The 18,085-nt window shown below is 37.2% G+C and carries 24 protein-coding genes and 1 pseudogene; 9 read left to right on the plus strand and 16 right to left on the minus strand.

All coding sequences use genetic code 11. The features are described from left to right. Positions 1-38: 38 nt before the first annotated feature. Positions 39-1,664, plus strand: a complete 1,626-nt coding sequence (locus ACP6PK_RS18375) for a calcium-binding protein (protein WP_426561515.1) — start codon at positions 39-41, stop codon at positions 1,662-1,664. Here ACP6PK_RS18375 and ACP6PK_RS18380 read toward each other — a convergent pair. From ACP6PK_RS18380 to ACP6PK_RS18390, 3 genes are read right to left on the minus strand one after another with little or no spacing between them, the layout of a single operon-like run. Next, positions 1,661-1,807, minus strand: coding sequence for a hypothetical protein (locus ACP6PK_RS18380; RefSeq protein ID WP_426561517.1), 147 nt, complete (start codon positions 1,805-1,807; stop codon positions 1,661-1,663). The two genes, ACP6PK_RS18375 and ACP6PK_RS18380, sit on opposite strands and share 4 nt — an antisense overlap. Further along, the gene (locus ACP6PK_RS18385; protein WP_426561519.1) at positions 1,808-1,993 is read right to left on the minus strand and encodes a type II toxin-antitoxin system HicA family toxin; all 186 of its coding nucleotides are present in this window, start codon (positions 1,991-1,993) and stop codon (positions 1,808-1,810) included. Positions 1,994-2,015: 22 nt separating this feature from the next. Then, positions 2,016-2,288, minus strand: coding sequence for a type II toxin-antitoxin system HicB family antitoxin (locus tag ACP6PK_RS18390; protein ID WP_426561521.1), 273 nt, complete (start codon positions 2,286-2,288; stop codon positions 2,016-2,018). A 122-nt stretch (positions 2,289-2,410) separates the two neighbouring features. Between ACP6PK_RS18390 and ACP6PK_RS18395 the strand changes: the two genes are divergently transcribed. The 5 genes from ACP6PK_RS18395 (at position 2,411) to ACP6PK_RS18415 (ending at position 3,587) form a co-directional block, all read left to right on the plus strand. Further along, on the plus strand, positions 2,411-2,575 hold the full coding sequence (locus ACP6PK_RS18395) for a hypothetical protein (protein WP_426561523.1): 165 nt from the start codon (positions 2,411-2,413) through the stop codon (positions 2,573-2,575). A 119-nt stretch (positions 2,576-2,694) separates the two neighbouring features. Next, positions 2,695-2,832 (plus strand): hypothetical protein, encoded by a 138-nt coding sequence (locus ACP6PK_RS18400; protein ID WP_426561524.1) that lies wholly within the window; start codon positions 2,695-2,697, stop codon positions 2,830-2,832. Then, positions 2,814-2,894, plus strand: coding sequence for a DUF433 domain-containing protein (locus ACP6PK_RS18405; protein WP_426561636.1), 81 nt, complete (start codon positions 2,814-2,816; stop codon positions 2,892-2,894). Before ACP6PK_RS18400 ends, ACP6PK_RS18405 begins: the two co-directional genes overlap by 19 nt. A 68-nt stretch (positions 2,895-2,962) precedes the next feature. Next, positions 2,963-3,319 carry a type II toxin-antitoxin system RelE/ParE family toxin gene (locus ACP6PK_RS18410; RefSeq protein ID WP_426561526.1) on the plus strand — a complete coding sequence of 119 codons (357 nt, stop codon included), beginning with the start codon at positions 2,963-2,965 and terminating at the stop codon, positions 3,317-3,319. Further along, positions 3,309-3,587: a helix-turn-helix domain-containing protein gene (locus ACP6PK_RS18415; RefSeq protein WP_426561528.1), complete on the plus strand. Its 279-nt coding sequence runs from the start codon at positions 3,309-3,311 to the stop codon at positions 3,585-3,587. The genes ACP6PK_RS18410 and ACP6PK_RS18415 overlap by 11 nt, the downstream gene beginning before the upstream one ends. Here the strand turns inward: ACP6PK_RS18415 and ACP6PK_RS18420 are convergent. The 3 genes from ACP6PK_RS18420 to ACP6PK_RS18430 form a co-directional block, all read right to left on the minus strand. Continuing rightward, positions 3,573-3,707, minus strand: a complete 135-nt coding sequence (locus ACP6PK_RS18420) for a hypothetical protein (RefSeq protein WP_426561530.1) — start codon at positions 3,705-3,707, stop codon at positions 3,573-3,575. The two genes, ACP6PK_RS18415 and ACP6PK_RS18420, sit on opposite strands and share 15 nt — an antisense overlap. A gap of 77 nt (positions 3,708-3,784) precedes the next feature. After that, complete coding sequence (locus tag ACP6PK_RS18425) at positions 3,785-5,176, minus strand: M23 family metallopeptidase (RefSeq protein WP_426561532.1); 1,392 nt, start codon at positions 5,174-5,176, stop codon at positions 3,785-3,787. Then, positions 5,177-6,043: a Ser-Thr-rich GPI-anchored membrane family protein gene (locus ACP6PK_RS18430; protein ID WP_426561534.1), complete on the minus strand. Its 867-nt coding sequence runs from the start codon at positions 6,041-6,043 to the stop codon at positions 5,177-5,179. It abuts the gene before it with no gap. A 576-nt stretch (positions 6,044-6,619) separates the two neighbouring features. Between ACP6PK_RS18430 and ACP6PK_RS18435 the strand changes: the two genes are divergently transcribed. The 3 genes and pseudogenes from ACP6PK_RS18435 to ACP6PK_RS18445 all read left to right on the plus strand — a co-directional run bounded on the left by ACP6PK_RS18435 (position 6,620) and on the right by ACP6PK_RS18445 (position 8,228). Further along, positions 6,620-7,243, plus strand: coding sequence for a ribonuclease D (locus tag ACP6PK_RS18435; RefSeq protein ID WP_426561536.1), 624 nt, complete (start codon positions 6,620-6,622; stop codon positions 7,241-7,243). A gap of 242 nt (positions 7,244-7,485) precedes the next feature. Beyond that, positions 7,486-7,905 (plus strand): annotated as a pseudogene (locus ACP6PK_RS18440) (XisH family protein). Beyond that, complete coding sequence (locus ACP6PK_RS18445) at positions 7,893-8,228, plus strand: XisI protein (RefSeq protein ID WP_426561538.1); 336 nt, start codon at positions 7,893-7,895, stop codon at positions 8,226-8,228. Before ACP6PK_RS18440 ends, ACP6PK_RS18445 begins: the two are co-directional and overlap by 13 nt. A 141-nt stretch (positions 8,229-8,369) precedes the next feature. Here the strand turns inward: ACP6PK_RS18445 and ACP6PK_RS18450 are convergent, their stop codons facing one another. From ACP6PK_RS18450 to ACP6PK_RS18495, 10 genes are all read right to left on the minus strand, one after another. Continuing rightward, entirely contained in the window at positions 8,370-9,032 is a 663-nt protein-coding gene (locus ACP6PK_RS18450; protein ID WP_426561540.1) for a Na(+)/H(+) antiporter subunit B, read from the minus strand. Further along, positions 9,032-9,592: a DUF4040 domain-containing protein gene (locus tag ACP6PK_RS18455; protein ID WP_426561542.1), complete on the minus strand. Its 561-nt coding sequence runs from the start codon at positions 9,590-9,592 to the stop codon at positions 9,032-9,034. Before ACP6PK_RS18455 ends, ACP6PK_RS18450 begins: the two co-directional genes overlap by 1 nt. A 16-nt stretch (positions 9,593-9,608) precedes the next feature. Beyond that, positions 9,609-9,911, minus strand: coding sequence for a monovalent cation/H(+) antiporter subunit G (locus ACP6PK_RS18460; protein WP_094675225.1), 303 nt, complete (start codon positions 9,909-9,911; stop codon positions 9,609-9,611). Then, positions 9,908-10,165, minus strand: coding sequence for a hypothetical protein (locus ACP6PK_RS18465; protein ID WP_094675227.1), 258 nt, complete (start codon positions 10,163-10,165; stop codon positions 9,908-9,910). The genes ACP6PK_RS18460 and ACP6PK_RS18465 overlap by 4 nt, the downstream gene beginning before the upstream one ends. Then, entirely contained in the window at positions 10,162-10,569 is a 408-nt protein-coding gene (locus tag ACP6PK_RS18470; RefSeq protein WP_426561545.1) for a cation:proton antiporter, read from the minus strand. Before ACP6PK_RS18470 ends, ACP6PK_RS18465 begins: the two co-directional genes overlap by 4 nt. 373 nt (positions 10,570-10,942) lie before the next feature. Next, positions 10,943-12,400 (minus strand): cation:proton antiporter, encoded by a 1,458-nt coding sequence (locus ACP6PK_RS18475; protein WP_426561547.1) that lies wholly within the window; start codon positions 12,398-12,400, stop codon positions 10,943-10,945. Between the two features lie 343 nt (positions 12,401-12,743). Further along, positions 12,744-14,183: a cation:proton antiporter gene (locus tag ACP6PK_RS18480; RefSeq protein ID WP_426561549.1), complete on the minus strand. Its 1,440-nt coding sequence runs from the start codon at positions 14,181-14,183 to the stop codon at positions 12,744-12,746. Positions 14,184-14,502: 319 nt separating this feature from the next. Continuing rightward, positions 14,503-14,841 carry a cation:proton antiporter subunit C gene (locus tag ACP6PK_RS18485; RefSeq protein ID WP_426561551.1) on the minus strand — a complete coding sequence of 113 codons (339 nt, stop codon included), beginning with the start codon at positions 14,839-14,841 and terminating at the stop codon, positions 14,503-14,505. A gap of 518 nt (positions 14,842-15,359) precedes the next feature. Next, positions 15,360-16,238, minus strand: coding sequence for a bile acid:sodium symporter family protein (locus ACP6PK_RS18490; RefSeq protein WP_094670869.1), 879 nt, complete (start codon positions 16,236-16,238; stop codon positions 15,360-15,362). A 699-nt stretch (positions 16,239-16,937) separates the two neighbouring features. Next, positions 16,938-17,768 carry a metallophosphoesterase gene (locus tag ACP6PK_RS18495; RefSeq protein ID WP_426561553.1) on the minus strand — a complete coding sequence of 277 codons (831 nt, stop codon included), beginning with the start codon at positions 17,766-17,768 and terminating at the stop codon, positions 16,938-16,940. Positions 17,769-18,085 lie beyond the last annotated feature (317 nt).

Raw genomic sequence — 18,085 nt, forward strand, 5'->3', positions numbered from 1 at the left:
TAACTCATAGCTGATAACTGAAAAAGCTGATAACTGAAATGACAAACCTTAGAACTATCTCCCAGTTAGAATTAACATTAACAGAAATAGCAGGAACAATATTTTCTATTACTGGTAACGATACTTTTATTCTGACGGCAGGTAATGGTCAAAACTTCTTTGTCGATCTGATAGATGAACTTAATACTTCAATCTTAGGTTTACAGGTTGGTCAGTCAGTTAGAGTAACAGGTTTTGTCAACATAGAAGATAATCGACTTAACCTAATTAATACAATTCTAATTAACCAAGATGGTACAAGACCACCACCACCAATTGTCGGTCAACAAACTATCTCTGGAACTGTTGGTTTTGTCGTTGATGATAATCAATTTATTCTCAATTCTAACGGTCAAATATACTTTGTTAATTTATTAAATGAATTTAATGCCATAGCATTAGATTTACAGCCAAATCAACCTATTACAATTTCTGGTTCTGTCACCTTAGAAAATGGTAGAATAGATGTTAATAGTTCTAGCATTGTAGATGGTGTAAATATTCCGACTCAGCCTCCTTTTCTCCCCGATGGAGAATTTCCACCCGGTTCAATTATTGGTAATAATACTCCTCAATTTATTCAAGGTACCCTTAACAGTGATACCATTTTTGGTCTTGGTGGAAATGATACTATTGATGGGCAAGCAGCTAATGATAGTCTGTTCGGCAATTCAGGAAGTGATAGTATTGTTGGGGGGATAGATGATGACACTATTTTTGGCAATGTCGGAATAGATACTATTGATGGGCAAGGTGGTAATGATAGTATTTTAGGGAACGAAGATAATGATATTTTGCGTGGTGGTGAAGGTAATGATACTATTCGGGGTAATACAGGTAGCGATGAAATAGATGGGGGTGGTGGTGATGATAGTCTTCGCGGTAATGTCAGCAGTGATAGTATTTTGGGGAATTTAGGGAATGATACTATCTTGGGGAATGAAGATAGCGATCGCCTAGAAGGTGGGATAGGGAACGACAGTATTTTTGGTAATGAAGCTAATGACAGTGTTTTTGGCAATGAAGGGAATGATATTATTTTCGGCAACAGAGATAATGACCGTCTGGAGGGTAACTCAGGTAATGATACTATTCGTGGAGGAAAAGGTAACGATGTAATTGATGGTGGTTTTGATTTAGATTTTCTCTTAGGAGAGTTGGGTAATGATGAGTTGAGTGGAGGAGAGGGTGACGATTTAATATTTGGTGGTAAGGATGATGATTTTCTTGATGGTGGTGGGGGGAATGATACTCTCAGTGGAGACCTGAGCGATGATACCATTATAGGGCGGTTGGGTAACGATTTTATTATTGGTGCAGGTCGTGAGTCTGGAGAAAATGAGATTGATTTTTTGACAGGTAGTGCGGGAACTGATACCTTTATCTTGGGTAATAGTAATGTTGCATTTTACAGTTTTGCTGGTAGTAGCGACTATGCAATAATTACCGATCTGAATAATTTAGAAAATGATAGAATGATTGCATTTGGTGGTGATGGAATTGTTTTAGGACCTGCTTCTGTCGGTACGGATCGAGGTACAGGAATTTTTGTAGATGGAGATTTAATTGCTATTGTGCTAGGGGTAACAGAGTCGGAGATTCAAAGTGGGTTGATTTTGATTTAGAAGGAGTTAGGAATGGCGATCGCTCCTACAACAAGCGATCGCCTGTTCGTAGTAACGACTTTAGTCGTATAGGGTTGTTGGTGTGTTCTGGTAGTTTGGTTAGTAACAGATGGGTTGTTGGTGGGGCGATCGCTTTTCAACAACTATAAATTCACCCACTCATCAAGAGAGAGCGGACGGGCGATAATTTCCTCAACTTCTCGAATCATCATCCTTAGTTGGGCTACAGAGTATTCATCGTTAGAAGGTATGGTTAAACGATTGTCATCGAAGACCATAAACTGGTGTCGGGAGCCAGAAAAAGGGCCATCAAATCCCAATCGTCGCAACTTTTTGATAAAATCCCGACGTTTACAGGGTGTTCACCGGCTCACGATTTGGCTCCTCGTTCAGATTGATGTTGTTGATAACTGGCAGGGCATGACCGAGTTTCAACCCTAATAGAATCCAATCTTCTAGAGTCGAGCGTAACTCGTTTTCGCACTGGCGCAGAGTGGATGCACATGCGATAACGCCTTTGCAGGATGGAATTCGACCGACAAAAGTGCCATCTTCTAGTTTATCGTAAACTGCCTGAGACATTGCTTCGTCGATATATTGGCTTAAAATATAATTGACGCTCATGGTTTTGTACCGATCCTGGGAATATCCATTGGTTATTTTTGAGGGATAAATACAATTTTAGTTATAGCAGAGAATATAGGAGTTGGCAGTGGATTGGGTAACATAGATTTATTAATTTGTCAATGGAAAATAAAAAAAACTTTATGCAAGAGCGATCGCGAAGCGTTGCGGATGCAACATCGCTCCTAAAACGTTGTTGGTTTTGGAGGAGCGATCGTCTGTTCGTAGTAAAGACTTTAGTCGTAGAGATTTGGTGGTGGATTCTGAAAGTTAGGTTAGGTTGTTGAGGGGGAGATCGCCCCTTCAAGACGGTTGGTTTGGGAACAGAGAACGCTTTTTTTTGCTTTGATTGACAATTAGTGCTTGCTACTGTTAAACTAAAAAAGATGATTTATATTGTCAAACGATGAATAAAATTATAACCGCTGTATTTGACGGAGAGGTTTTAGGACCGCATCTGCCTCTAGAACTCGAACCAGACAAAAGTTATGCGATCGCCATTTATGTCTCCAAGGCACTAGGATTATGGTCTCAGTCATCCTAGATAATCTGGCAGAGGAGTTGACTCTAGAAGAGATTATTGAAGAATATCCACTTTTAACTTGAGAAAATGTGTGGGCAGCGATCGCTTACGAGATAAAAAATAATTATTCCTTTAGTTCCAATCTATTTTTATGAGAGAAATTATCTTCTATAGAACCGATTCTGAACGTTGCCCTGTGGAAGATTTTATTGATTCTCTTTCAGGAAAACAAGCTCAAAAAGTTCTTTGGGTGTTACGTTTAGTTGAAGAGCTTGATTCTGTCCCAAGTCAGTATTTGAAAAAATTAGTGAATACTAATGATATTTGGGAAGTAAGAGTTGGATTTGGCAACGATATTTTTCGTTTTCTAGGATTTTTTGACAACGAAAACTTAATTATTTTAACTAATGGGTTTGCTAAAAAAACACAAAAAACACCAGTTGGAGAAATTGAGTTAGCTGAAAGGCGAAAACAAGATTATTTAAGTAGGAAGCAAAATGATGAGTGATGTCAAGAAATATATTGAGAAACGGAAGCAAATCGATCCTGAATTTACTGAAGGATTTGAGTCAGGATATGCCAGTTTTCAGATCGGGGTGATTCTAGCACAAGCAAGAGAAGAAGCTGGGATGACAATAGAAGAGTTAGCCAGTCGCTTGAATTGGAATAAGTCAACTATTTTCCAAATAGAAAATAATAGCTCTGATGTTAGTATTTCTAGAATAGAAAGATATGCCCGAGAGGTAGGTAAAAAGCTTTATCTAGAAATTAGATAAGTTTTTGTAAGTTTTTGGGGCGATCGCTCCTGAAACGTGCTTGGTTTGGGAGGAGCGATCGCCTTTTCGTAGTAACGACTTGAGTCGTAGAGGGTTGGTGGTGGATTCCGGGGGTTGCATTGGGCGGTCGCTCTTTTAATATCTCCAGAAGGAAAAACTTATCGCCCCGAAAACGCTGTAAAATACGTCTATTTCACTTAAAAATCCAAATAATCTCTAGGATTTTTATGTACGCCATTCTCTTTAATTACAAAGTGCAAATGCGGTCCAAATGAGTACCCAGTATTGCCCATTGTACCTATTTGAGTGCCACCACTTACTCGATCTCCCGTGTTTACTGACCAACTATTCAAATGTCCGTATTGGGTTACTAGGCCATTACCATGATCTATTTGTACATATTTACCCAAACCAAATCTCTGATTTTGGGAATTGTTCCAGCCAGCAAAAGAGACAACGCCTGGCTTTGCAGCTAAAATAGGAGTACCTACTCTTGTTGGAGAGCCTAAATCTATACCTCGATGAAAATTGTATTTTCCGTCTAATATACGCGGACCAAACTCACTGGTAACGTAGTAATTAGAGATAGGCTGTTGCCAGCTACCGTTTACCTCATTCCAATCTAAATTAAAACGTGCATCGCCACCAGCTTCATAATAGTGGAAGTGCAAATCGTAATCACCACTGCGACCATCCCAAGTGTAAGAAATTGTTTTTCCATCATGAGCATCATTCTTCCATTGGTTCTTAGGAGTAATGTAAAACCATTCATTTGTGTGATGCCGTTTAGCTAATAGCTGATATCCATCGTCGGCGTTGACATTAAACTCGTACTCCTTACCCTGCTCAAAAGAGGCGTGGGTGTAACTGCGCAAAGCAAAATTATCCCTAGGAATGTATTCCGTTCTAGGAGAAGCACTTCCCCAATTGCCACTAAACCTCTTATTGTCACCACGACCGAGATTCAATACTGCTAGTTTGTTTCCCTCATTCTCGTGGAAATTAACCGGAGGCCGACTGCCATCAAATCGGTAGAAACTACCATTCCACTCAGTACCGTTAGTATTTTCTCTTGGTATATCACTTCTAAGATTCAAAACTAATCTGTAGTTAGTTTGCCGACTAGAGTTAGTTGGAGCCTTAACTCTCGCGTAATATGTGCCTGTTCCTATTACTATAGATTCGTGCTGGTTGTAACCAGAATCCTGATTTACTTTTGTCGGTTTAATCCGATTACCCCTGGAATCAAGTATATCGACATCAGCATTAGCTGTTAAATCTCGAAGAGCGTAATCCAAAAAACAAGGTTTGTTGGTACTGAACTTATAGTAATCATATGGGTCTCCTGAATTGGTTCCGATAAAGTCCTTGTATTCTTTTCGATCTCCCGTCAAGTCACCGAGCGAACGAGCATTACTCCTGTTATTTCCTGCTTGGTCAAGGTTCAATGTCAAGCCATAGTTAGTGCCGCTACCATTGCCGTAGACTCGCATATAATAAGTGCCAGTGCCGAGATTGTAACTTCCGTATTCATCCTTTGTGCCCGTGTTGGTGGAACGTGTTAAGACTCTACCGCTAGAGTTTAGCAATTACACATTAGCATCTGCCCTCAGTCCTCGCAGTGCAAATTGTAAATTACCTGGAGAGTTAACAGAAAACCTGTAGTAGTCGTGATTACCTCTACTTACATAGTCTCTTTCCTCTTTACGACCCGTATAGGTTCCCAAGTTATCCACATTCCTTGGAGGCCATGTAGTTTGACTTTCGATACGGAAATTACTGCTAAAATCTGAAACACTACTATCGTTAACATTCCTAATTCTGATTCTGTAGTTCTTCCCACTACTTAACCATGTGGGTACTCGCCAAGGGTGACTACCATCGCTGCGGGTAGAACGAGAAATTGTTTGTTGGAACGAATTACCCTTGTACAGATCCAGCCTCACATTATCGCTGCAGTTGTCTGTCCACCGAATATTATAGTTCCGTCCTGGTTCCAGACGGCTACTACTGCTTGGAGAAGTGATGCTGACTTCATCTGTTTCAATGCGGAAATTACTGCTAAAATCAGAAACGCTACTATCGTTGACATTACGAATTCTGACCCTGTAGTTATTCCCACTACTTAACCATGTGGGTACTCGCCAAGGGTGACTACCATCGCTGCGGGTAGAACGAGAAATTGTTTGTTGGAACGAATTACCCTTGTACAGATCCAGCCTCACATTATCGCTGCAGTTGTCTGTCCACCGAATATTATAGTTCCGTCCTGGTTCCAGACGGCTACTACTGCTTGGAGAAGTGATGTTTACCGAACGCCGTGAGGTTGAAGACTTCCTCCGAATTTCTCCCTGATTAGATGTACCACCAGTTAAAGGATCTACTGTTACATTATTCGCTTTTCTTATGGGTGTATCGTTTTGATCTAGTGACTCCTCAGATTGATTTAAACCCAAAGTGCGCCAGCCACTCTGCGGCAGCAAGAAATCATCATTACTTGTATTTAGATTTTCAATTTTTAGTTCAGGACTTTCTGCACTCGACTTAATAGCACTTAGCGATCACAATTCATCACCGAATTGTGGTAGTCCATATATCTCGGCTAATATTGGGTCAGTAGACTGTTGCTCCAAAATGTTAGATTCGTCATCAAAAAGACTCATTACATTTGCTCCCCTCAAAAAACTTTTTAGCTCAATGTTTGTTTATTTGAGTTAGTTACTAAGATTTTTTTATCTCAATAAATACTCGGATAATTTATTTTATTATGTCTAATAAGCTACTTAACTAACATATCATATATTTAGGCAAATAATTTTTTTTACAAAATCACAAAATCCTAAAACTGACCCATATCAAGCTATTTAATATAAGATAATTTTAAATTTTGTGGATAACTGACAATATTGAGCAAGAAATGTGATATAATTAATGCTTTACAAATTAAAATTTAACAGTAATATCTATTGCCTATTACTCTCTAATGTATAATTGCTAAGTCTGAAAAAATATTAGTAATTATCAGGTGAACAATGAGTGATTTTCAAGTATGCGATCGCGATTTAACGGAAAGTATGTTATCTGATTATTTGCAAGCAGATAGTATTGCAGTGGATACAGAAACAATGGGGTTATTACCATCACGCGATCGCTTATGTTTAGTCCAGTTATGCGATCCGCAAGGAAAAGTTACAGCTATTCGGATTGAAAAAGGGCAACAAGAAGCACCGAATTTGAAACAATTAATGGAGGCAACCGGAATAGTTAAAGTATTTCATTTTGCCAGATTTGATGTGGCAATGTTGCAACATCATTTAGATATTAAAGTTTCCCCAATTTTCTGTACAAAAATTGCTAGTAAATTAGCTCGAACTTATACAGGAAAACATGGTTTAAAAGACTTAGTAATGGAGTTAGAAAAAGTAGAATTAGATAAATCTGCTCAAAGTTCTGACTGGGGAAATGCAGTTAATTTAACAGAGGAACAATTGAGTTATGCTGCTAATGATGTGCGGTATTTATTGAGTGTGAGGGAGAAGTTAATTGGGATGTTAAAACGTGAGGAAAGATGGGAGTTAGCACAGCAATGTTTTGAATGTTTACCCGTGTTTGTAGGGTTAGATTTATTGCAGTATAAAGATGTTTTTGAGCATTAATAATAAGCAATAAGCAATCAACAGTAAACGTTTAGAAGCAGAAATGTAGGTTGGGTAGAACAATAGTGAAACCCAACATTATCAACCTCTGTAATAACATTATAATTATTCTGTTGTAATGAATGTTTGTAGAATTTACATACTAAGCTAAACATGAGATTAGCAAAGTACCAGTATTGATTTTAACACATTCTCAGATTTATGATAAATGCTATATTAATTATAGTAATAATAAAAAAACAATGTCAGCCAGGGATTTTTTTCATCAAGAAGTTAAAAATGCTCTAATAAAAGATGGATGCTCAATCACCCATGACCCATTATTTGTTAGTTTCGGTGGTGTACATATGTCTATTGACCTTGGTGCAGAACAACTAATTGGGGCACAAAAAGATAATCAAAAGATAGCAGTTGAAATTAAGAGTTTTTTAGCAAAATCATCAGCTATTTATGAATTTCATACTGCCTTGGGACAATTTATTAATTATCGGGCAGCACTAAAACAGGATGAACCTGACCGAATACTTTATTTAGCCGTACCTCTGAATACTTATAACAACTTTTTTTAACTTGAATTTCCTCAGTTAATGCTTAATGAAAACCAAGTCAAATTAATTATTTATAACCCAGATAAAGAGGTGATTACAGAATGGAAAAACTAGAAAAATATCGTCATTTAGTTCAGGAACTTTTGTTAGAATATAGCAAAAATAAACCTGCTTATGGAGAAATTGAAGTACAGACAATTTTTGACACTGTACGAGACCATTATCAAATTGTTTATATTGGCTGGAAAAAAGAACATTTGATTCATAGTTGTCCGATTCATATTGATATTAAAGGTGAAAAAATTTGGATTCACTGGAATGGAACTGAATTGGATATTGCTGAAGAGTTAGTAATGAATGGAGTGGCAAAAAAAGATATTGTTTTAGGATTCCACACCCCCTTTATGAGGAAGTTTACAGAATATAGTGTAGGTTAGGTTATTCTGGTTTAGTTTAACGGTGTTGAGTTTCATTCCTCAACCCAACCTAGAATCTGGCGGCACAACCAAAACCTTGTAGGGGCGAATGGCCATTCGCCCCTACACTCATCCCCCCATCACCCCATCACCCCATCACCTTCAAAACAACCCCCGATAACGAATAAACAACAAAATAACTGCCCATGAACCTAATGCTACTTTTATTGCTACCAAAATATTCAGCACCGGAATAATTCCCCCACTGACTAACCCTCCTAATTCTCCTTGGGGTAACTCTCCTCCCATGAGAGTTATCGCTGCCAATACAATAAATATTAAAACTGAAATTTTTTCCCAGGTAGAAGCATTCCATTCTTTATAGATTTTCTCCATCTGCTCCGACGATGAAGTAATAGCAATTAAACCAATGGCAGTTCCTCCTGCTACTCCAGCAGCAAAACCACCCCCTGGACTCAGATGCCCCCGAATTGCTAGCTCAATACTTACCAACGCCGAAATAGTTGCTCCCAAACGTGCTAAAACTCTTGAAGGGCGATCGCTAAATTGATAAACTTGTTCGGTTGGTTGTTCGTTTGCTAATAAAAAACGGACACCCAAAATAGCGATGGTAAATACTACCACTTCAAAAATTGTGTCATAGAGTCGATTTCTAAAAATGATACCAGAAACTACATTAGCTACTCCACTATCATCGACTATTGATTCAACAATAGAAATTGCATCCCCTTCTGCTATTGGGTTTGGCATAATTAGCACTTTGACAAACAATGCTATTCCCGCTAAAAAATAAACCCATTTCATTAATGTTTGTCCTCCTGGTTTGGTACAGTTATGTATGTCACATTTGTTTCTGATGCAGTTAATTCCTTCTGCATAATTTCAAACAGACGATGCACTCTGATAGTAGTCTGATAAATGGGTTTGCTATCTAGTTTTAATTCCTCTGGTTTGCTACAAATAGCGTGAACTTCCTTACCTAGCAAACCCCATTCTAACGCTTGTTGATTTGGATATTCGACTAACTCCAGACGCAAATGGTATTTATCAATAACTTTTCTGATCTTAGCGATGAGTTCGGTAAAATAATTCTCTGTTTCTGCTTCAACTTCTTTAAGTATTCCCAAACGCATTACTAAAGATGAACGAACTGCAATTACATAAAGGGTGACAGCTAACATTGTTCCGACTAAAGCTTCAGTTAAAGCTACGTCTGCTGCCCCTAAAACTGCATAAACTAATGCTGCTACTGCTCCTAAAATAGCTCGAATAACTAGAGCATTATAGGGATTAACTTGAAAAACTAGCATCAAAGCTGCTAAAGGTAACAGCGCGATGATGATATAAACATAAATATCAATCATTTTTGACTTTTAACTTTTAACTTTTGACTTCCGTAAAACGGTCTGACTTCTCGGTATCAGGACTAGAGCAATATGCCAAAACATACCCTAAAACTGTATTCCAAATTGCCAAAGTAATAATAGCTAGTAGCAACAACGGCCATTCTCTAGGTATTTTCAGCAGTAAACCGACAACAATACTCATCGAACCCAGGGTATCCGCTACTGAAAGAGTATGGAGTTTGAATAAAACCGATCTGTTGCCAATTAGAGGAAATGTTCCCCAAAACCAGAATATAATTCCGATAATTATTAAACCATAACTTAAAATGTCAATCATACTTCGTTTAACCTTTTAATTAAATGTGCTAATAACATTAATCCCGCATTACCTACACTCAGAATAATTACTGCAACTACTCCAATAGACCAATCATCGCGCAAAACCGAGATGACCAACATCATAATAGAAGTTTTAGTAGCAATACTAGCAAATGCCAGCATTTTTTGCCAGATATCATCATCCTGCCATGCTTCATAAATAGGGATCAGCAAAGCTAAAATCATAGCAATTAAAATATAAACATAGTTCATCTTTTTCTACTCCGTTTTCTGCTCCGTTGAATTAGGTGTACTTCATACCACCCACCTTGGTGATATTTCAAAACAATACTTTTGGGGGTAAAGGTAATTAAAAAGATATCTAAAAATATCAATCCTGGTGTTCGTTGTGGTTTCACATTTTCACAAACCAAAACTTCCTCATCATGGGGACTAAACATAATTTGTATTGCTTCTATATAAGCTTGGGGAATGGCGACAACAATTTCCCACAATACTCGTAACCAATCTTTTAATGCTCCCAGGGATGTTTTGCCATGTGGCAATAACCAAGCAACACTGATACCAATCATAATATTTGCCGGACTTAAGTCGGCAGTGAGTAAAAACCAAATTGCCAGTCGTAGTATTATGTTAAAAAGGGCAGTTGAGTCCATACCATTAAGTAATTATAATTAAAAAGTAATTAATTATATCATGTTCGATAGTTATAATAAAGTTTTCGTTTGTAGTTTTCCTATATTTTATAGCCTAAGCAAAGTCGGCGGTGAGTAAAAACCAAATTGCCAGTCGTAGTATAGCAATCCTATTTTATTTGTGTATAAAAATCTTACCGCTTTTAGGGAACAGCGGTGCGACCCCGCGTCGGCGTAAGACGCAAACGCCAGTTCCTTCAAGTCGCGAGACCTGCCCAACGGACTGGCTTGGGAATGCGTACCAAGAGAGGGAACACTTAACTGGGAATAGATGGGAGTTTCAAGTTTTTTATCTACTTTTTGATTACCCGCGACCTATGCGCGGATTGCTATATTATATTAAAAAAGGTAATTGCTTCCATGCTATCCAGAAGAGTAATATTAACATTAGGCTCATAAACCCAATTAGATGATCGAATTCTTCGATCGCTCTTGGTATTTTAATCGCCAGTTTCTTAAAAATATACAGATATGCTAGCCAACCGATGGCGATCGTTACCAGTGGTTTGATAATATTTTTGATACTGTAAGCTTCATAATAAACTGCATTTGCTACGATTAATCCACCTAGTAAAAATACCATCGCCCACCAAAAACCAAGGTTGACTTTAATTATCTTCTCATTTTTCTGGTGAGGGAGAAAAATAAATTTAGCAAAAGAAATTGCTGTTCCTACTGCTGCTATATTCATGGCAACAACCTGCCAAGGTAATAGATTTTTAGAAGTTAAAACTTTTGCTCCAAAACCAGAAAGTAGGGGAAAACCAGAAATGGAAAAACTCGCTATTGCTAAAGCTATCCAAATTCGGTTATCAATAGGATGGTGTTGTAATTCTTTAAAATTACGACTAGGTAAAACTCCTGCAATTAAAAACAAAGCAGATTTAACTAAACCATGAGTCAAAGCATAGAAACCACCTACTACTGGTGCAGCAAGTACAAAACCTAACTGAGAAATGGTGTGAAACGCCAACATCCTTTTAGTATCTTTTTCAAATACAGCGTAACCCACTCCTAAAAGTGCTGTACTTACTCCAAAAAATCTCACAATAGGATCGATTTCCTCCAACATCAGCGCACAACGCACTAATGGGAAAACTCCTGCCTTAACTACCACTCCCGATAACATTGCTGATACTGGACTTTGTGACTCGGAGTGAGTTAGGGGCAACCATAACCCCGATACAAATATACCACCTTTTGCCAATAATCCCACAAATATCAGGGCGATCGCTTCTGGAGGCGCACCCCGCAGACCCATAAAAGAGAAGGAATTATGTGCTTGATAAACCAACACCGCCCCCACCAGATAAAATAGCATTGCTGTATTACTGACAAACAAATAGCGCAACCCTACCCAAATCGACCTATCTGTACGAGGATAAGATATTAGAAGAAAAGAAGCAATACTAATTACCTCCAAAGCTACATACAAACTAATAAAATCTGCACAAATAAAAGTGGCATTAACACTACCATGTAGAATCACCGCTTGCATATAGAAAAAAGCTGTTTTCTCACTATTCCAACAGTAAAAAATTACTGCTGCTGTTACTAGAGCATTAGTGATGATAAAAAAGCCACTCAGTTGATCGATGGTTAGAGTTACACCAAAACTATCAAGTAACTTTACGTTTAAAAGAAAGGATGGATCGGCAAATATCGCCAAAGCATAGTTAGCAGAAAGCAATGCTACTCCTAGTGCCAGAAAACGAGAAAGTTTTGGTAGTAGATAGATAATAAATCCAACAAAAAATGGTAATGCCATCCAGGCGATCGTAATATTGGTCATAAAAGTCAAAAGTTAAAAGTCAAAATATAAAAGTAAGAAAAAAAGGAGGAATTTAAGCAAGGAAATTTTTTAAGAGTATACTGAGTAAGGTCTGTTTTTATGGGAAGTAGCAAATAATTTTCTATGACCATATTTCATATCATTTAAGTTTTTTCCTTCTTTTCAACCTTCTTTCTCCTTCCTTCTTTCTTCTTCCTTTTTCCTTAGTTGTACTTTATAGAACCCATTTGGTATCAATGCCTGGATATCTCGAAGATACGCAAGCTACATTAATAAAAACGGACTTTACCCCAACACCTCCCACATTTCCCATACTCTACTACTGATACCACTGGGAATAATATCATACTTGTACCATCCAAAAAACTAAAATTAGTATTATAGCCATCATTCCAATTAAATGCTCAAATTCCTCAATTGCACTTGGTAGCTTAATCACCAATTTCCGAACAATGAATAGATATGCTAACCAACCAATACCAATAGTTCTCAATGGTTTAACAATATTATTAATATTATAAGCTTGATAATAAACTGCATTTGCCACTATTAATCCACCTAATAAAAATACCATTGCCCACCAAAAACCTTGTTGAATTTTCTTTTCTGATTCACCTTTTTTGTGAGGTAAAAAGATAAATTTAGCAAAGACAATAGTTGTACCTACAGTAGCAATCTCCATAGCAATAACTTGCCAAGGTAATAGATTTTTAGTAGTTAATATCTTGGCTCCAAAACCAGATAATAGGGGAAAGCCAGAAATCGAAAAACTAGCGATCGCTAATGCTATCCAGAGTGAGTTATTCATGGGTTTATCTTGCAACTCCTGAAAGTTACGACTTGGTAAAACACCTGAGATTAAAAACAGTGCTGATTTCACAAACCCGTGAGTCAAAGCATAAAAACCTCCGACTTCTGGTGCTGCCATAATAAAACCCAATTGGGAAATAGTGCTAAATGCTAAGGTTCGCTTGGTGTCTTGTTGAAAAATCGCCAAAACTACTCCTAAAAGTGCCGTACTAACACCAAATATTCTGACAATAGGATCGATTTCTTCTAACATTAGGGCACAACGTACAAAAGGAAAAACTCCTGTTTTGACCACAACTCCCGACAACATTGCCGATACAAAGCTCTGTGACTCGGAGTGAGTTAAGGGCAACCACAACCCTGAGATAAAGATACCCCCCTTGACTAATAACCCCAAAAATATTAGAGCGATCCCTTCTGGAGGAGCATTACTCAAACCCATAAAATCAAAGGAATTATTGGCTTTATATACTAATGATGCTCCCACCAGATAAAATAACATTGCCGTATTACTGACAAACATATAGCGTAACCCTACCCATATCGACTTATCTGTACGGGGATAAGTTATCAGTAGAAACGCAGCAATACTAATTACCTCTAGTGCTACATACAAACTAATAAAATCTGCACAAATAAAAGTAGCATTTACACTACCATGCAAAATCACCGCTTGCAAATAGAAAAAAGCTGTTTTATTAGTATTCCAACAGTAAAAAATTACTGCTGCTGTTACTAGAGCATTAGTAATAATAAAAAAGCCACTTAGTTGATCAATTCTTAGAGTTACACCGAAACTATCAAGTAACTTTATATCTAAAAGAAAGGATGGATCGGCAAATATGGCTAAGGCATAGTTCGCAGAAAGCAATACTACTCCCAATGCCAGAAAGCGGTCTAATTTCGGTAATAGATAGATCACGAACCCAACAAAAAATGGTAATGCCATCCAGGCAATTGTAATATTAGTCATTTTAGTTATCAGCTTTTTCAGTTATCACTTATCAGTTATCAGCTTTTTCAGTTATCAGTACCGACTGCTGAAGTCAAAAGCTTGATATACTGAATTTAACTAGCTATCAACTTTTAGCTATCAGCTTTTGGTGGAAGTTCAAAGGGGAAACAAGATGTTTTTCAAGCTATACTTTATAAACAGAGTCTTATTGCTGTTAACGTTTGCGTCGCATTCCGTTTGCGCTAGCGAGAGCTACCGTAGCAAGAGGCAGCATTCTGTAGGAAAGGAAAGTTCGGACCTAGGAGGCTAGCTGACTGCTAATAGCTGAAGGCTTACTTTATGATGGTGTATTATTGTCTTCTATTGCTTTAGTTTCCAGAGTCGGATTATCCTTTGCTAATTTCATTACACCTACTAACATTAATGCTTGAATTGAAAAGCCAATAACAATAGCAGTTAAAATAACTGCCTGGGGAACGGGATCTGAATAAGCAACATTTTCATTTGTGCCTACAATAGGTGTAAATACACCATCTCGTGATGCTACCAGCACATAGTAAGCAATAACCCCTGTACTCATAATATCCATTGAGATAATTTTCATTACCAGATTTTTCTTAAATATGATACCGAAGAATCCACATAATACAGTCGCAAATACACTAGCTTCTAACATATAATTTCAGTATTCAGTATTCAATAATTAGTATAAATATTCAGATTTAGCAAGGCAATATGAGAATTATTTTGGCAATGTACCAAGAATTTATTTGAAGTGAAAAAGATTGACACAATTGACTAAAATTTAGCATTTTTTATGATTATTTTTTGATGTTCAAGTTATCTAAAGTTTATAGCAGTTGGCAATTTTATTTAGTACATATTTATCAGGTTTTCACCGAACAGCTTAAACTAGGATATTAAGATTAAGCGGTACTAATTAGCTACCTGCCATATATCAATTAAACATTAAATTGGGTCAAAAGAGAAGAGAGGTTGGATCGAGACTCTGATAATTCCTTGGATAAAGCCTTAAGTCTGGTTTTGGGAGCTTCGCAAAAATAACTCTAACATAAGCTAGAGTTGTAAAATTCAGTTGCCTAAATCATTTTTCGTACCTTTTTCCTAAAAATATGTTCCCTGTTCCCTACTCTTGCCAAAAGTCTATATCTTTTTGGGAGAGGTCTATTACATCTATATTTCCATTTCTACTTCAGCACGTTGAGCAGCAATACGTTTGCGCCAGCTCAGATAAGGAATAGAAGCTAAAGCTCCCACTAACACATAAGCTACCAGTGTTGGCAATACCCCCAACTGGGGAAAATTCAAACTAGCAATTAATAATGCTAAACCAGGGTTACGAGTGGCACAGAAAACTGCTAAAGCTGTACGAGTATCTTCTCTTGGCCCCCCCAATAAATGACCGATCGCTAAAGATAAAACTGTCATCAAAATAATTGCTACTACTGATAACCAACTCAAACCCAGAACAATATCCAGACTCTTTACCAAAACAAAAATAACCAACACTATGAACATTACGTTAGCAATTTTCGTTAGTGGTTTTCCCATATCATCAGCAAGTTGCGGCCATGCTTCTCTAATAGCAATGCCAATGCTGATGGGGAGTAACTGAGCAAATGTTACTTGTTCGGCAACTTGTCTGGGTAAGATATCAACATCAGGGGGAAACAGAGAACTTAAAATTGCTAACAGTAAGGGAACGGTAATTACTGCTAACAGAGAGACTGTTACCTGAAAACTTACTGTATAGGGAAAATTGCCTTTTGCTTGGACTATTTTTCTGGTGGTAAGTGGTGCGCCTGGACATACTGCCATTAATATTAGACCTATTTTGACTGATTGTGGCAGATCGAATAATAGTAATACTATTAGTAATGCAACAATGGGAACTAATATATCTACTGCTAATAAAAAACTAAGTAGTATTTTTGGTTTTCGCCATAATAACGTGACTTGCTTGATGGTTAAGTTTAGCCCCAATGACAGCATTAGGGAAAAAATAGTTAGTTCGACAAAATTTGTTAGTAGCTTTCTAATAAACTCTTCCATAAATATATTTTTTCTTAATAAGTTTTGGTAACAGCAATTCAATTTAGGGATGTCACAAACAGTTTCAGACTTTAAATGTCAAATAATTGCCTGAAACTATAAAGTCTAACTTCTGTGAAAGGGTATAAGTTACTTGCGCAGGCAATTAGGCGATCGCTGTCTTTATATTAATAAGTATTTAGTCATCAATAAAGTTAACTTTGAATAGGATGTTGGAATATGTCTATAATCTCAAAAGTTTTAGTTTGATAGTTTATCTGAAAGTTTAGATAGTCATTGATAATATGTCTTTTTTAGGTTTATTCTGCGGATAAGCTCCGAAGTCTTTTCCTCAACCCAATTTAAGCTAACTAGGTTAACCAATGTTTTATAATTGGTATAGCAGTCCTAAATAGGTTGTAACAAGTTTCATAATAGTTAATTTCAATTTAAAGCCTTTGAAATTATGACTCCTGTCGGGTCGAATTCGGATCGCCCCTACCACCAAAATACTACAACTAAAATAGGATTACTATATTAACTGAATATAATCTTAAATGTTCAGGAGCTTATAAATATATGACTGTAACCAAAAAATTGAGGTAGATTTCATAATTAGATAAAAATCCTTGTATCTAATTATTTAGGTTGAAACCCACCTCTACAAATTTATGGCTAAAAATTAGTACCCTAAAAAAAATAGAGTACATTTAATGCACCCTAATTAGTTTCTAATGTAATTACTGTAACTTCTGGCCGACAAAATAATCTCCCTGGAAAATAAGTTCCTAAACCACGATTCACATATAAATAGTTATTTCCAACTTGATGTAATCCCTGAGACCATTCCCAATACTCAACTATTTTGTGACATTTTTCCATAAATGGCACAATAGGTCGTATGAATTTGGGTATAAGTCTGCGAATAGGTTCTCGGTATTGAGGGAGAGGTCCGAGGAATGGTAGTCTAATCTGACCTCCGTGGGTATGACCAGAAAGTTGTAAGTCTACACGCCATTTTTGTAATACTTTTGCCGTGTCGGGGTTATGGGATAAAACAATTCGGGGGACTGCTGTATTTATAGACTCCATTACTGTAAATGGTTTGAAGTTACCAGACCAATAGTCTTCTAATCCCACTAAAGCTAAACCTGAACCTAGAGGATAGACAACTTGATTAAGTAGAATGGGAACATCAATTCGAGTAAAAGCGTCTATAACTTTATTTCTGGCACCCGAATATTCTTCATCGTGGTTGCCCAGTACAGCATAAATTCCAGCGCGACTTTCAAGATATTTCAACCGCAACACCAGGTCATCTACAGGTGCGGGTTCATCTGTAATAAAGTCTCCTGTAAGTAGAATTAAATCTGGTTCGACTTCGTTGGTAATGGCGATCGCTTCAGAGAGTAGCCATTCAGATAGTCGTTTTCTGTCATAGTGGAAGTCTGACAGATGTACAAGTTTTGTGCCTTGTAAATTTTTAGGCAACCCAGTAATTTTTAGGGTTAAGCGCTCTACCTGCAATTGGCCTGTTAATATCCTGTGCATAGTATATAGAGTGGTACTACACCGGGGCGTCTATAGCATAGCAAAATTAATTATTTAGTTGTGTGGCTTAGGAGCATAAGAAATACAAAGAGACTGAGAGGATAGAGTATTACTGTCTAGGAGTAGAAAAAGAAGGTATTTTTTAGGAAAATTTTAGAAGCAATTTTCTGTCTAAAAATTGACATTTATTTTCTATTACTAATAACTCGAACCACAGAAACAGTAACCTATAACTTTAAATTTACTACAATTTTATTCTGCCTTCTGCCTTCTGCCTTCTGCCTTCTGCCTTCTGCCTTCTGCCTTCTGCCTTCTGC

Source organism: Dapis hubbardiae BLCC-M172 (assembly GCF_050016015.1).
GTDB lineage: Bacteria > Cyanobacteriota > Cyanobacteriia > Cyanobacteriales > Microcoleaceae > Trichodesmium.